The sequence below is a fragment of the Nostoc sp. FACHB-190 genome (assembly GCF_014696905.1).
Classification (GTDB): Bacteria; Cyanobacteriota; Cyanobacteriia; order Cyanobacteriales; family Nostocaceae; genus Nostoc_B.
This window is the reverse complement of the sequence record NZ_JACJQW010000077.1, coordinates 1-14673: the sequence shown is the minus strand read 5'-3', so window position 1 is coordinate 14673 and position 14673 is coordinate 1. Positions and strand designations below refer to the sequence as shown.

The window sequence follows — 14673 nt, the reverse complement described above, 5'->3', positions numbered from 1 at the left end:
TGCAGTTTCATTTGCAAATAATGTCGTTTTGAGCAGAACCTTATTTGCAAATAATGTGGTTTCAAAATCGCCTTGTTTGCAGTTTTAGCCCTGGATGTTTGCAGTTCGCTACAACTATTGGAGTCAAAAGTTCCAAGATAGTTAGTAGTATAATCTATGTCTCTAATTGTCCCTTGCAAATTTAAAGAAAAGCTTGACGAATTCAAAAATCCAGTCTGTATTCCTTGGTTTTTAGTCTCACCATCTAAAAATCCAGAGAGAAAAAATAAATCTTGAGATGGCGCTTGTGTTGCAACTAATTGTAACTTTTGTGTTGGGGTAAGTTCAAATGCTTGTGCGGCAGTAGGTTTGATTAGAACTAATCCTGTTAATGCTAAAGTCGTTATTGCAATTTTTTTCATGTGTTTTTCCTAATTTATGAAGCTAAGTATAATTTTTCTGTTTTTTTATAAAGATCCCAGAAATTAGTTTTTACTAAATCTTTATTTTTTTTTTAAATTAATTTTAAAAACATAAAAATATACCATTGAAAATAATTTTTATATGAAGTTAGAGCGTAAGTATAAAATTTGAAGCAAATATAGCGTTAATCCCTACTACGGCAAATAAAGACCGCTACTATCGCCCTTGCTTGGCGTGAGTAAGCTGCGGCTAATGGTATGCAAAGATGAATGCCCCAAAGTCTGCTGCACCAGTTGCACCGATGCGCGACTGTCTAAACTATGGCGGGCGTGAGAATGCCGTAACCAGTCAGGGCTAACTTATCCGCTTTAATTTATTCATTAATTGCTCTTGCTCTCACCTCAACCCCACACAAGACGAATAGAGTTGTATTTAGCTTCCTATCTCACCATTTCCCTCATGTTTACACTTGTAGAAAATTTAACCTTACTTGTCTAACTAACTCACTGATAAACCTGTTTTACGCTTCCTTGGACTCTAATACTTGAAACTTTTTCAAAAAAAGCTTTTGGAGCATTTTTACACTCTTTAGCCTCTAAAAATAAATTTCTGTAAAATCTAAATCTACTTTCTCTTTTTTTTGATGATTGTAAAAAAGTTCCTCCTTTTACCTTCTCTGCTCCATGCTGTTCTATATACTTCATAACAAAGAAGTCTTCATACACTTCTGCCTCTATCAATTTATTTGTTTCTGTCACAAATACTTCAATCAAATTTCTGACAGGATTTAGCTTAGTAAAGCTGGCTCCTTGCCCCTGTCTATGTTCTTCGAGCCTACGCTCTACATTAATAGATTGACCGATATAGTAACAATCATTTTCAAGCTGAAGAACATATATACTGATATTTTGGTTATATACTATTTCTCTTTTTTTCATTAAAATTTGGCATGACAAAACGGTTGCATCTTATTAAAAAAAATATTCTATTGCCAATAAAAGCTAGAAGCAAGAGGTATCTTTAATCTGTGCATCTGAAGAGAGCAAGTGCGGTGTCAGCTGTTGTCTACAGTTGATATCACACAGCGATAGCAACAATTTATCAACCAAGGGTAGACAAATTGGCAACAAAAGGCGCGAAACCATAACACCATGACCCCCGGTGCTAGATAATGTTGTGTGGTATTGGAAAGAACCACTCTAAATACCAAGCATCCTGATTAATCAGGGGTCAAATCGTTGTAGGCTGTGGATCGCAGGGTTTACAGTCTGCTAATGAAAATCAATCGGCACGGACGCGTTAAGGTTCTCACACAAGAAGAAATACAACTAATCTTCAGTCATGGTTGGTTCTGCTTCACTGCAATATCTCAATTATTTTCACTATGACTTCTTCTAGTTTTTCTGGTTTGAGTTGACCTGCTTTGTAGAGAATGATTGATTCATCAGCTGTGAACAAGCGTGATGGTCGTATATTACTAATTTGATTAAGTCCACCTGTGCTAAAGTCGCTATTGTCAATGCTAATAGCATATTCATCGCTCACAGCTTGACTAGTAATTTGACAGAGAATCAGGTCATTCCCTCGAAGATTAGCAACAACTAAAGCAGGTCTACGTTTAGCTTGGGTCAAGTCAGAGAAAGGGAACGGGACAATAACAACATCTCCTTTTACAAATCCTGCCATGCTGCCTCTTCTTCAGGTTTGAGCCAATCTTTTTGTAGTGAAGATTCACTTAAGAGTGTTATTTCTAATTTCTCTTGTTGGTGCTTATTCTGCAAAAATTGCAGAAAATCTAACACTTCTTGTAAAAGAGGTTCTGGTACTTTTTCAATTTCTTGTAGCAGTTGTTCTTTGATTGTCATGATAGGTGGCTCAATTATAAGTTGTAGTGAGGAACTGCAATATCTATATTGAACAGCACATCCACACTACTTGGGGTTTATCGTTGGCAAGTTTAGTCTGGAGAATTATACTTTAACTAAAATACAATTTTACTTTTGTACAAAAGTAAAATTGAACTATAGCACAATTCTACAAAAGTAAATTAGTATATTGGTCACATTGTACTTTAGTAATTTTATGTAATTGTTCTATGCCTTATCCGCCAACAGTCGTATCCTTGGGCTTGGCTGGGGGTCAGGGAAAGTCTACGGTAGCCTTGATGCTGGGGAGGTATCTGGGTCGCTTAGGGATTCCCGTTTTGTTTGTAGATTGCGACCCTCAATCTAGCTTGACCAGTTTCTTAGGGGTACAGGTGCAGCCTGATACCCCAACCTTATTGGAAGTTCTGACACAACCAGAAGAGAAAACAAAAATTATCGATGCCATTGCGTCTGTACCAGACGTTAAACTGGGCGACCGCATCATTAACAATAGCAACCTGTTCTTAATTCCTTCAGATGATGGCTTGGAGAGTGCTAACTATAAATTGGCCTCCAGTGGCTTAAGTCTGTTTATTCTCAGGAATCGTCTGCAACCAATTGTGAGTAATTTTGGTGTGGCAATTGTAGACCCACCCCCAGAACGTTCACATTTAGCCCAGACTTCCTTGGGTGCTGGTGACAGGTGGGTGATTCCAGCAGAGTCAAACGTCAAGGGAGTGCAATCGCTGTTGCGGACTATGGAATTAATTAAAGAATTTAAACCAGCCCTACCTTACGGTGAACTACTAGGTGTAGTGCCGTTTCGCGCACGCTGGACAGGTTTGCATCCCACAAACGCTACTAAAACCAGCATCGATACCATGCAGCAGTTAGTGGGGGATGAGTTGATGTTGCCGCATATTTTGGAATCGGATGTATTTAAAAATGCCATCAACCAACGGGTTGCACCAACAGACTTGGGCCAGCCAAATCTGGAATATGCGATTCATGTCTTAGCTCAACGACTCAAGCCAGCTTTGCCAGAAGAATATGCCAAATTAATTCCAAGTGAATCAGCGTAAGAAATTTTACTATTAGGTGAAAACATGAATATCCTAGATGAAATCAGAAATAGAGCGGTTGCACCAACAGTTGCACCACGAGAAGATGTGTTAGCTCCACAACAGCAAGATTCACCAAAAAGCGATGTTGATGTAACCTCGACTGCTGATAGCTCCGTAAGGGAACTCACAAAATTGGAAGAACAACTAGCGAACTTCCCAGAAATTGCGCCTAGAGTACCTGTCCGTTTGGAAACTGCAATCAAGCAAGAACTCGATGAACTATGCAACTCTGAAAAAATCACAGTTGAAACGCTCCTGGAAGCTTTTTATGTTACTTGCAAAGAAAAAGATTCAGTTATGAAACAAGTAATAAAAGAAGCCAAAAAACGGCTCAAGAGTCGCAAAGAAGCCGGGAATATTCGCTCTAGCATCACTCGTTTAGCTAACTTAGCCAAGAAATTGAAGTAGCAATTAGACCAAGGTACGAACACAGACACAAATCCTTACCCAGAGTGAGTTATACCCAAAATAGATGTAGAGAAATGGTGTTCTCAGTTCGTATAACGGCTAGAAGGTGTACAAGAAAGCACATTTGCGAGAGGATCTATTACAAAGCACCTACTTTACAGTCCCGTGGAAGCGATCGCATCCAATTTTAATCCAGAGTCGCTGGCGTTAACCGAACCAGTACCACTAACTATGCACCCGGCTGAAGTTTATCTCAACAGTCTTGGGTCAGGTTCAAGGCGGACGATGCGAGAGGCCCTAAATGCGATCGCCCAACTGCTAACCATTGGTACTTGTGATGCAAGTACCTTGGATTGGTCAAAGTTGCGTTACCAGCACACTGCTGCGGTGAGGTCAGTGCTGATGGAAAAATACAGCCCAGCAATGGCTAATAAAATGTTGTGTGCATTGCGGCGAACGCTTAAGGAAGCTTGGCGGTTAGGGTTGATGTCCACAGATGAGTATGGACGAGCAGCTGATATTGAGTCGGTACGGGGACAGAGTTTATTGAAGGGGCGCGAACTTGATACCGAAGAAATTGCTGCGCTGTGGTCAGATTGTATTCAAGATGACTCAACATTGGGTCGCAGAGATGCGGCACTGCTGGCAGTTTTGACGGTAGGGTTACGCCGCAGTGAGGTTACTTTTCTTGATTTGAGCGATTTTAAGCCGCGTACTCGGTCATTAACAATACGTGAAGCGAAGGGACGGAAGGAACGCATTGTCTATTTACCCGAAGCTGGTGTGCAAGCTGTTACTGATTGGTTGTTGATTCGAGGTAAAGAATCAGGGCCGCTTTTTTATCCTTTAAATAAGGCAAATAAAATCATACCGAGACGGATGAGTGAGCAGGGGGTCTTACGGGCATTGCGGCGACGGGGGGAAAAAGCAGATGTGGATGCGTTTACACCTCATGATTTTAGAAGAACTTTTATCGGTAATCTATTGGATGCTGGTGCAGATATTGTCACGGTAGCGAAACTTGCAGGTCATGCGTCGCCAAGTACCACAAGTAAGTATGATCGGCGTGGGGAAGTAGCGAAGAAACGAGCGATTGATTTGCTGAACATACCTTACGAAAAACGCAAAAATACCTGAATAACACCAGACATTACAGCATCAAGATGTTCAGTTTGGTCTATTACATTTACTTTGGTTGAACTAACTTTGTTAATAATTTAGCAGGTACACTTTGCGAAGTACCCCAGGTTAATAATGGTTGCTCTCTTACATTAGAATGCAGTGAGAGTGTCATCAGATCACAAATCAAGTTCGTAATGTCTGATTCAGGATCTGCCCCCAATTCTGGAAGACTTAGATAAGTTGCTATTCCTAACTCTAACAACCAACTGTTGAGGAATCTGTTTTTTTTAGTCAAGATAGTAAAAAGTTCTATGCAATCTAGATTGTTTTTTATTCGCTTTTCGATCACTTCAATATCTTCTACCATAGAATTACTAGCTTGCGTAAAAATTTTATCGATATCAGCTTCACTCTCAACAATGTTAGTTCTTCTGATTTGTAGTAGACGTTCTCCTATTCCCATAGTCCAAGCAGCATGTTTAATGGGTGCCCTGGCTATCGAATAGCGCGGTAAAAAATTTGGATTAGAAGGTATGGCATGTGTTTTTATATCAGCTTTAGAGATTAAATAATTGTTTACTATATATCCTGTAGTAGATGTAGCCTTAAGCCCCAGTCCCTTGCATTTTAAAGGTATTTCAACAGCATCTTTATTCACTACCAAACAACATCTAGAACCATCTTGCTGTATATATGGCAATACAAAATGAGTAGCACAACGAGATAGGCTTGCAAAGGGCCAGCTACCAGAAATAAGCCATCCACTATTTGAGTTTTTGATGGTGGCAATATTAAAATTATTTTGATAACATAATATTAATCGACTTTTTGTTTCTTCCAGCAAATTCATAATGCTGGTATCCGATAAAAAACTAAGGACTCGTCCAACATTACCGCATAACTGAAACACAATAAAACCTAATGCTGGATCTAGTTTGGTAGCATATTTTATAAGCCACATTTCTTGAATTAAATCAAACTCTAAACCTCCATATTTTTCAGGTACAAGCGCAAGATTTATCTTCTGATCCACTAGAAATTTCATAAGTGCTTGCGTAGGTTGTTCGTTTTTTCTGCTTTCATTTAATTCTTTACGCAACCATGCCTGTGCATCAGTCATGGTTGCAAGTATTTTGCTTAGATTACATTGATTGCTGTTATTCATTAGTTAAACAATTCACTTATTGCACAAACAGACGACTATACAATTCCGGGTCAAAGACTTCACATGCTAACTTAAATTCGTCTATATTGGATTGTGTAGGAGTGCTGCTTACTAGCTCTAAACTATGTATATATGCTTTTGCAAGTTTAGGTCGATTCATTGCCCCATCAATCGTATTTAAAAAATTGTTATAGAATGTTGTTTTGCTAAGACGAGTGATGTTAGGGTTAGTTAATGGAGCATGTAATTGAATTGCATCTACTAGCTTACTGTATTGTAAAGCAAATTCGGAAAAATCTTTTGGATCAAAATTTGCATTGTTTTTTTCAAGATCCATTTGCATGAGATAGACGCGCATGGCACTTCGTAATTTCCAGTCTTTCTCATTCAAAGCCTCCAAAACAGTTGGCCCATGTTGCTTTGATTTAGAAAATTTAGCTCCCTTGTAATGGAGCATATGGTTTAACTCTATTCTTTTTATATATACATCACCTAGTGCCTTCGCTAGTATAAAGGAACCTGCACCACTGGGGATAAAATTGTCAAAACCCATAAAAAGATGCAAATCAACACTCTGCGGTTTCAATTCAACATTTTTTAAAAATTCCTGTACTATCGCATAACAGAATTGAATAAAGGTATTTCTAATAATACGTAGATCACTTGAAGACACGGTAACACCAAAATCACCCTGATAAGTCAATCGCATTAAACCCTGAGTTTTTTCAAGCCAAGATGTCAATAGGTCTAACGCTTGTATATTTACATGTATATTTTTTAAGGAATTTAGACAACTCTCACTAAGTTGAATAAAAGCGTTAGTTACACTAACGCTTGCAATATCTTTTTGCTTTATGGAATTAATAAGCTTAGAATTAATAAGCTCCTGGGGTTGCAAATAAAAGTAGCACCGAATACAGGTATTTCCTCGAACTGCTTCTCCACAATTTGGGCATTGACCTACAACTTGAGACCCAAAGCCCCATAAATTTGTGAAACGATTAAATTGGATAAATTCCTCTTTCTCAAGAAATCCAGAAAGTTTCTTGAAGTTCTGAAAACTTTCTCTGAGTGACAACTGATAAACCTGCTTGAAGCTCCCAGCCAAAGGGTTATAGAAGTTATCAAAGTTAATGTAGAGCATATTAAAGGCTTGTTGATGTTGCAGGTAAAGCTGCTGCAATTTCTCAGGGGCGATTTGTTCACACCAATTCTCGAATGCATCAATGGCTGATATAAAAATACACGACCTACCTAACACCCTATGAATGCGAGCCAAAGCATCAGCACTTAAATAAGGCCCACACATATGGCCAAGGTGCAAGGGCGCATCTGGGGTCGGTGTCATGGGGATTATAAAGCTCAATGTACTCATGGTCACTAGACTTATTAGAAATGTTAACTTTTGAAAAGAAAAATTTTATAAAAAGAATGGTTTTAAATCATAAAATCTATCTAACAGTTACCGACTTTGCAAGTGCTCTTGGTCTATCAATATTTCGATTAAGTGCTACGGCGCAATGATATGCCAGCAACTGACCTACACATAGCTGTAGACAACTATTTAGATATCTACTAACATCTGGAACTTCAATGTAATCGAGGAAAAAGCTATTATCAAAAGCGGTGACTGGAGTATGGCCAATACCTATAATGTTGCCCCCTCTTGCTTTAATTTCATGCAAGTTATCTAAGGTTGCCTCGTACAAATTGGGCTCACCTAAAAGGCTAGGTATAAATGCTACTGTATAAAATTTTTCATCAATCAAAGAAATAGTACCATGCTTAAAGAAGCCTGCTGGCATTCCTTCTGCGTGTAAATAAGAAACCTCTTTAAACTTAAGAGCACTCTCCATTGCTACGGGATAGTAAACGCCTCGACCAATAAAAAACCAATGTTCTATATTACAGTTTTGATAAGCTATTCTCTTAATCAATTCATTTTGTCTATGGATTACGAATTTGAGTGCATCAGGTAATTTCCTATATTCAGCAATCATTGCATCATAAACATCCGTCTTTATCGATCCGTTTCGATAGCTTAGCTCTAACGCCAAGAGATATAAGCAGCATACCTGGCTTAAAATTGACTTAGTACTCAAAACACAGACTTCTTTGCCAGCGTTTTGAAAAATGGGAAAATTTGCTAACCGTTGACAAGTTGATTCACGGACATTATTAATAGAAGTAATATATGCGCCTGCCAACTTAGCATTTCTCACAACTTCGAGCGTATCGAAAGTTTCCCCACTTTGGGAGACAGCAATCAAGTGATCATTTCGCTTGAACTGCTTCAAGTTCAGCATTTCGTCTGAAGGATGAGTAAAAGCATAACGTCCAGCTAATTGACCAAAAAAATATTGACCTATTTGAGAAACATAGAATGCACTACCAGAACCAACTATATTAATTTGGCTCTGATGAATATCCTCAATAATTTCATGCTTATGACTTTCTACCGAAGATAAAATGTTTATAACAGCTTGAGGCTCTTCATTGATTTCCTTAAGCATGTAATGAGAATATTCCCCAAGACTACTTTCTTCAGCAGAAACTTCCTTAGTTACAAAGTCTTTCTTAATCTCAGTTAAGCAACCTTCCTTGAAACCGTAGAATTTTAATTCACCTTTCTTACATATAACAGCCTCGTCATCATCGAGATAAACAATTTCTGCTTTCGACCCAAAGTCAATAAATGCAAGCTCATCAGAAGCAAAAACTATATTTTGCTCTATTTTCGCAACAATTAAAGGGCTTTTTCTGCGAAGACCTACTAATGTTTCAGGCTCATCCTTGAGCATTGCAACAATGGCAAACTCACCCTCTAGTTTAGAAAACATCCAAGATAAACCGTGAAGAATATCTTGTTGTTTCAAAATTCCTTCAGAAAAAATATTAGCTGCAACTTCGGTATCTGTTTGGGATATTACATTCCATCCCTTAGCTTCTTGAAGAAGACTCTGAAAATTAGTAATTACGCCATTATGAACAATACAAACTTTTTTATCAAATGAAAAATGAGGATGAGCATTGATTTCATTTACTCCACCATGAGTAGCCCATCTTGTATGAGCAATCATAATATTACATTTATCAAAGTTCCTATATTCATCTGCTTTAAAGACTTGAGTGATCGCCCCCACTGCCTTTTTTACTAAAAAATCATCCTCAACAAAACCAGCAAATCCAAAGGAATCATACCCTCTGTATTCAAGTCTCATCAAACCTTTTACAGTGGGTTGTAAAATAGCATTTTCTGAAACTACTCCAACAATTCCACACATCCTATATATTCTCCTAAAAATGCTTAAAAATACTTAGAAATACCAAGAACATCAATTATATCCTCTATACAATTTTTGTAAATATCCCAAGAAAAAGAGTTTGAGTTAACTGGCTTAAACGGACTAGAATAAAACCGTTGAAAACATAGAAACGTACCTAATGCACTATCTCCAAAATCCTCTAAAAACTCTCTCCCATAAGACAAAATTAAATGTTTCCTTAAAGCTTGATTAGATACATATATAAGATGATGAAAAAAACAAAAAAACCTTTCAAATGGCTGAGTTTTTGAAGAATGACCTAAATATCCAATATCAAAGTCAATAAAAAATACTTCACTGCAATTCCAAATTGAATTTTTTGCCCATCTATCTCCAATGATTATACCGTATGAATGCGCTTTTATTGTATAGTCAGTTATTTGTGAAAAAATTGCTTCAACTATATCTGTGTCAATATCAATACCTGTTCCACTTAAAGCAATATCTGCGGTAATACCTGGAATCTGGGAACTAAAAAAAAGATCCTTATCAGTGAAAGAATCTGGAACAGGAATACCTATTTCAGCTAAGCGATTTGATACTTCTACTTGTTCCTGAGCAGATCTTTGCACTACAGTTATGGAGCCAAAATAAAATAGTAAGTTTTCTATATAGTTCAGTATACTTTTTCTTTCATTTTTTTTATTTTTCTTATATATACTAATTATCGGAATATCTTTTTCAGATATTTGTGCATCTGGCATTTGTGTGCCTACTACTCTCTGAATTAAATTTTCATTAAAGCTAGGTAAAATATGATCAAATTTATCAATAGCATAACTAATCATAGAATCATCAATATTAATAGGAGATTTAATCAGTAAAGCACTGCCAAAATCTGCTTTTCTGCAAATAATAGAATTTTTGTAAAGCTTTACATATAGATCGTTAATAATAATTTTTTTAAGTTTTGATTTAGGTATTAATGAACAGAAAAAACCAATATTACGTATTTCAAAATGTTGACTATAGTTAGTAATAATATAATTAACAAAATTTTCTCTAAAAAGATTTAAACTATCTCTAATTTTTTCTTTATTACTCACGAAATATTCAATTCCATGTAATGCTGCAATGCAGGCAGGAGGTTGGCCACCATGCGTAAATTCAGCCTCATTATATTTGAGTAATTTATTCAAACCTCCAGTATATAGACATGCTGCAATGGGAAATCCTTGTCCAAGAGCTTTCCCTACTACAATTGCATGGCACTTTGCTCCATACAAACCATAAGTAAATAATTCAGAACCAAGAAAACCACCAAAAGTTTGAACCTCATCGAATATCAGGAAATGACCTCTTTGACAGCAAACTTCCCATAATTCTTTCAACTTAACCCCAATATTTTGATCAGGGAATAGTCCTGTAGAAACACCTATAGGATCTAAAATGATAGTTGAAGGTCGGCTGGTTACAAAGGCTAATTCTATTAAAGAATCAAGCGAAGATTGCTCAGAATAAGTTACATTATTACCAGATACCAAGTAACGACTTCTAAAAGCAGAACATAGCCGTAAAGTATCAATAGTTTCTCCATGCCATGCTTTGGGTAAAGCTAAAACATTAACATTGCGAGTATATAAACGTCCAAGCTTAAGGGCAGTTTCAACTGCATCTGAACCATCACAAAGCTTATGATTCACTGATTCAATAAATTCTGGAGATAAGTTGAGTAGTTGTGTTGCTAATTGGTCAAAAGGATCACTACCAAAGCGAGAGGATGCAAAAACAAGATTTTGGATTTGCTGAGTCAATTTATGAACTAGATTACTATCTGGCTGCCCTGTAGGTAAATTAAGCGTTTGCGCTGATAGATCTAGCAAGCGTACACCAGCATCTGATGAGTACCATGAACCACCAAGACTGGTTAAATGTGGGTAAGACGGCTTCAAGCTGGATTGGATATCTTTTTTCATACCTGCAATAAAAATACTCTTAACCTATTTATTATCCGGAAGTTTGAAGTATATTACAATAAGCTTTTTGGGAAAGAAAGGCTTATAAGCATTTAAAGACTAAAATAAAGAATTTTTTTTGGATAGGGGCATACCCAGAAAAGTAAAATAATAATACAAAACTTTACTTTTTTTTGATACTAGGAATGCCTAAAAGCCGTACAACTAAATAATAAATAAGCTATTAAAATTACATAAATTTGGATGGTAATATCATGAAGTTTTAAATCTTTCATAATATCTAAACTATAAAAGACTTTTCATTCTTGAATACAAAATGTACATATTTTGTACTCCATTTATTTCGATGTAATGATTGATTTAAAGAATTTGATTCTTCTAATGAATCTACAGAAATGCTTCCTCTTAATATTGAAATATTTTTTTCAATAGAAGCAAATTCAATGATTGAAGTTAAGAAAGTACTAATACCATTTTTTCTCCATTTATCTACTACAAGAGTATCATGAATATGAGTAAATTCCTGCTCAAATGTTGCAAAACAATAGCCAACTGGCTCATTACTAATTTCAGCAATAATTGCCAGATTATCAGCATCTAAAATTGAGCGAATACGACGATACGTCATTTCAAAAATATCTATTTTTTTATAAAAATCCCTTATTGGAGCAGGCAAACCTAATTTAATAGATTCAGCCATCAAAGGCATAACAAAATCTAAATCAGATACATCAAAACATCGAACGCAAATTTGACAAGAAGGAAACTTGTAATGCTCAACTTTTTTCTCTAAAATTTCACACCATTTACTCCAACCAGAGGATATAGCTGCTATATTATAAACAGGATTTAGTGGAAGAACTAATATTTGATTTTCTTCTTGATCAGCAAGATTCTTAGTTAGCTTATCAATCAAGATTGGCTCATATTTAATTAAGTTATTACGTAAACATATACAATCAACCCAAGCAACTTGAAAACCAGGAAAAATAGCTTTAGATGTAATTATTCCACAATGGGAAAATTGGCAGTCTAATTTTTTATATAAATCTAAGCTATCTAAAGAATGAAAGTACTTAAAATCCATTTATGTGTCCTCAATATTTAAATGCTAGACTCTGAAATAAAGCAACCTATTGGAGTTCTAAGGATTAACTTTGAATTTAATCGGGCAATAGCAAAATCACCACTATCTCCAGCACAGGCAAGAAAACGAGTAAACACCCCAACATTTATTGCCTGTTCCAGCCCTAAATTCTCTATAGTTTGTATGCCTTCAAAATTATTTACTTGAATTGGCAATTCTATTTTTAAATCTAAGTTATCCATATAATGTTTCCAAAAAGAGAATTCTTGCCATTTAAGAAAAGTATTTGCAATTATTTGTCTATTACGATTTGCTATATTAAAAATACCTTTAATGGTATTTTTGTGTTGAGAAATATCAATACCTAACGAATTATTATCGGGACTCAGACCATTCTCAAGAATCGATAAGAAATCAAAAACATCTCTATATCGAAGACTATTACGCTCTTGAATTTCGTTTAATAAAATGATAAGAGATTCAGATGGATTAGGAACTCTAATATTATTAGAGTTAATTATTGTTTCTTTCCAAAAAGATTCATCTAATTGCCTCGCTTCTGTAAGTGAAATTGGCTGAACTCCTATCCATATATCACACCAAAAAGTTTCTTTTAAGGATTCGTCAACTCGAACCATAGATAATGAACCTTCTAATTCGCTACGTTCATTTAATCGTATTGCTAGAACTCTAGGAATATAACTAAAGGTTTTCATAATTTTATAAAGCTCAACTAAATCGGAAAAACTGCCAACCGCAATATCAATATCATTCTGTTGACGGAAGAAAGTACTAGGATAATAACAAGAAATAGAATATCCTTTAACAAGAACTATTTTATGCTGGCTAAAAGAAAAGTTTGAAAGAATCACTTTGGACTCATGATGAAGACGAAATGTTTCAGCGTTTCTAAATCCTTGAATACCTCCACAATCTATAGGAAAAGGAAAATTATCTTGTAGTTCTGGTGATAGCTGAGAAATAATTGCAGCCAGACATTGATCAACATTATTTGCTACAGCAAGATCCACGAGATATTTACCACATCCACTTGACACTATATCTGAAATTGCAGATCTCTTAGATGATGAAGAAACATCTATAAGAATTTTAAAAAGAAAATTTTCTAAAGAAAAAGATTTTATTAAATTCATAAATTTAGAAGTAATTAAAGCAAATGCGTAATACAAACCTAAAATACTTAGGAATAAAATAAATTTGGCTCTCCTAGACTAGCTATAACAAATTAATACTTGATATCAGGTTAAATCCTTACAGAGTCTGGGATTCAAGAGGAATAAAGTAAATTCTTATTAAATCTTTGATTCTATTTTAGACAAACCTTCTTATATCAATCGTTTTAGCCATTTTTTAGTGTTAATTTATCAACCCAAGTCTGGAAGAGGCATAAATTTTAAATATAAAATTTTTGGTTATTTAAATAATTATTTAAAATAATCTTTATTTTAAATAAAAAAGATAACTAAACAAGTATTTTTTTAAAAATTATAGTTTTTTATTGATTTAGATAGGAGCCGTCCAACTCCTATCTAAAATTAGCAACATTAATTATTTTAAAAGACATTGATATAATGTATAATTTTATATAAATCTTGTTCCGTTTCATTGTATGGACGAGAGCAAAAAAGCAGAAACTCCAAGATATTCAGAGAATTAAAAGTTTCTAATCTTTTGTACAAAAAACAATGAAATTACTCTATAAAAAAAGGGTTATACACCACATCTATGACGCTTTAATCATTAATCGTTGCTAAATTAGTGCTAAACAAAAATTAAGACACAGTTACACAATTTCAATATCTGGGCCGATATGGGACTTTATCTGTAGTTCTCTAACGAAATCCGCTTTTACAGACGTTGTACTCAGCATATTGTTGAGAGATTCAAAATTTTTTCTTGCTGTAGCTAAATCTTTCCACTGTAAATCAATGAATATTCGATTCTCATCATCTGCGTCTTGTAAAAAACGCATTTTTGTAAGATCACCAGATACGTAAGAATCAAAGAGTGCTTGCTTCATTTCTCTAACAAAGTCAGATGGATTAGAAGCAACCGTCAATTCTGCTGTTGCCACGCCCATAAAATTCTCCTGGTCAAATTAAATTAAATAAATATTAGCATATAATATAGAACCCATTTGGGATCTATGAAGTAGCTAACCGTTTGAGCATAAGTCTGACAAAACAGAGATGAATTTTAGTCGTCGCATTCTCCAAAGTTCTTTCAAAATTTTTGAC

At 35.4% G+C, this 14673-nt stretch carries 14 protein-coding genes; 3 read left to right on the top strand and 11 right to left on the bottom strand.

The genetic code is table 11. The features are described from left to right. The 4 genes from H6G28_RS35195 to H6G28_RS35180 form a co-directional block, all read right to left on the bottom strand. Positions 1–401 (bottom strand): hypothetical protein (locus H6G28_RS35195; RefSeq protein ID WP_190677827.1); only part of this gene is annotated, 401 nt, incomplete at its 3' end. 504 nt (positions 402–905) lie between these two features. After that, a complete protein-coding gene (locus H6G28_RS35190; RefSeq protein WP_190677825.1) occupies positions 906–1340 on the bottom strand; it encodes a GIY-YIG nuclease family protein in 435 nt (144 codons plus the stop codon). A 418-nt stretch (positions 1341–1758) separates the two neighbouring features. Next, entirely contained in the window at positions 1759–2088 is a 330-nt protein-coding gene (locus tag H6G28_RS35185; RefSeq protein WP_190677823.1) for a type II toxin-antitoxin system PemK/MazF family toxin, read from the bottom strand. Beyond that, the gene (locus H6G28_RS35180; protein ID WP_190572451.1) at positions 2073–2267 is read right to left on the bottom strand and encodes a DUF2281 domain-containing protein; all 195 of its coding nucleotides are present in this window, start codon (positions 2265–2267) and stop codon (positions 2073–2075) included. The genes H6G28_RS35185 and H6G28_RS35180 overlap by 16 nt, the downstream gene beginning before the upstream one ends. Positions 2268–2497: 230 nt before the next feature. Here H6G28_RS35180 and mcdA point away from each other — a divergent pair, with 230 nt between their 5' ends. The 3 genes from mcdA (at position 2498) to H6G28_RS35165 (ending at position 4936) form a co-directional block, all read left to right on the top strand. After that, the gene (mcdA, locus tag H6G28_RS35175) at positions 2498–3349 is read left to right on the top strand and encodes a carboxysome distribution maintenance ATPase McdA (RefSeq protein ID WP_190677821.1); all 852 of its coding nucleotides are present in this window, start codon (positions 2498–2500) and stop codon (positions 3347–3349) included. Between the two features lie 24 nt (positions 3350–3373). Beyond that, on the top strand, positions 3374–3799 hold the full coding sequence (mcdB, locus tag H6G28_RS35170) for a carboxysome distribution maintenance protein McdB (RefSeq protein ID WP_190677819.1): 426 nt from the start codon (positions 3374–3376) through the stop codon (positions 3797–3799). A gap of 165 nt (positions 3800–3964) precedes the next feature. Beyond that, on the top strand, positions 3965–4936 hold the full coding sequence (locus tag H6G28_RS35165) for a tyrosine-type recombinase/integrase (protein WP_313950047.1): 972 nt from the start codon (positions 3965–3967) through the stop codon (positions 4934–4936). Between the two features lie 49 nt (positions 4937–4985). Here the strand turns inward: H6G28_RS35165 and H6G28_RS35160 are convergent, their stop codons facing one another. From H6G28_RS35160 to H6G28_RS35130, 7 genes are all read right to left on the bottom strand, one after another. Continuing rightward, on the bottom strand, positions 4986–6086 hold the full coding sequence (locus tag H6G28_RS35160) for a hypothetical protein (protein ID WP_190677817.1): 1101 nt from the start codon (positions 6084–6086) through the stop codon (positions 4986–4988). Positions 6087–6102: 16 nt separating this feature from the next. Beyond that, positions 6103–7434 carry a class I tRNA ligase family protein gene (locus H6G28_RS35155; RefSeq protein ID WP_206758278.1) on the bottom strand — a complete coding sequence of 444 codons (1332 nt, stop codon included), beginning with the start codon at positions 7432–7434 and terminating at the stop codon, positions 6103–6105. A gap of 103 nt (positions 7435–7537) precedes the next feature. Beyond that, complete coding sequence (glmS, locus tag H6G28_RS35150) at positions 7538–9370, bottom strand: glutamine--fructose-6-phosphate transaminase (isomerizing) (protein ID WP_190677813.1); 1833 nt, start codon at positions 9368–9370, stop codon at positions 7538–7540. A 23-nt stretch (positions 9371–9393) separates the two neighbouring features. Beyond that, positions 9394–11328, bottom strand: coding sequence for an aminotransferase class III-fold pyridoxal phosphate-dependent enzyme (locus H6G28_RS35145; RefSeq protein ID WP_190677811.1), 1935 nt, complete (start codon positions 11326–11328; stop codon positions 9394–9396). A gap of 280 nt (positions 11329–11608) precedes the next feature. Further along, positions 11609–12415: a GNAT family N-acetyltransferase gene (locus H6G28_RS35140; protein WP_190677809.1), complete on the bottom strand. Its 807-nt coding sequence runs from the start codon at positions 12413–12415 to the stop codon at positions 11609–11611. A gap of 17 nt (positions 12416–12432) precedes the next feature. Beyond that, entirely contained in the window at positions 12433–13569 is a 1137-nt protein-coding gene (locus tag H6G28_RS35135; protein WP_190677807.1) for a hypothetical protein, read from the bottom strand. 650 nt (positions 13570–14219) lie between these two features. After that, entirely contained in the window at positions 14220–14516 is a 297-nt protein-coding gene (locus H6G28_RS35130; protein ID WP_190677805.1) for a hypothetical protein, read from the bottom strand. Positions 14517–14673 lie beyond the last annotated feature (157 nt).

What these genes read in the sequence shown, in the direction of transcription:
- H6G28_RS35135 (WP_190677807.1), bottom strand. Translation starts at nt 13,569, where the DNA reads ATGAATTTAATAAAATCTTTTTCTTTAGAAAATTTTCTTTTTAAAATT.
- H6G28_RS35140 (WP_190677809.1), bottom strand. Translation starts at nt 12,415, where the DNA reads ATGGATTTTAAGTACTTTCATTCTTTAGATAGCTTAGATTTATATAAA.
- H6G28_RS35145 (WP_190677811.1), bottom strand. Translation starts at nt 11,328, where the DNA reads ATGAAAAAAGATATCCAATCCAGCTTGAAGCCGTCTTACCCACATTTA.
- mcdB (WP_190677819.1), top strand. Translation starts at nt 3,374, where the DNA reads ATGAATATCCTAGATGAAATCAGAAATAGAGCGGTTGCACCAACAGTT.
- H6G28_RS35130 (WP_190677805.1), bottom strand. Translation starts at nt 14,516, where the DNA reads ATGGGCGTGGCAACAGCAGAATTGACGGTTGCTTCTAATCCATCTGAC.
- glmS (WP_190677813.1), bottom strand. Translation starts at nt 9,370, where the DNA reads ATGTGTGGAATTGTTGGAGTAGTTTCAGAAAATGCTATTTTACAACCC.
- H6G28_RS35160 (WP_190677817.1), bottom strand. Translation starts at nt 6,086, where the DNA reads ATGAATAACAGCAATCAATGTAATCTAAGCAAAATACTTGCAACCATG.
- H6G28_RS35185 (WP_190677823.1), bottom strand. Translation starts at nt 2,088, where the DNA reads ATGGCAGGATTTGTAAAAGGAGATGTTGTTATTGTCCCGTTCCCTTTC.
- H6G28_RS35155 (WP_206758278.1), bottom strand. Translation starts at nt 7,434, where the DNA reads ATGACACCGACCCCAGATGCGCCCTTGCACCTTGGCCATATGTGTGGG.
- mcdA (WP_190677821.1), top strand. Translation starts at nt 2,498, where the DNA reads ATGCCTTATCCGCCAACAGTCGTATCCTTGGGCTTGGCTGGGGGTCAG.
- H6G28_RS35190 (WP_190677825.1), bottom strand. Translation starts at nt 1,340, where the DNA reads ATGAAAAAAAGAGAAATAGTATATAACCAAAATATCAGTATATATGTT.
- H6G28_RS35180 (WP_190572451.1), bottom strand. Translation starts at nt 2,267, where the DNA reads ATGACAATCAAAGAACAACTGCTACAAGAAATTGAAAAAGTACCAGAA.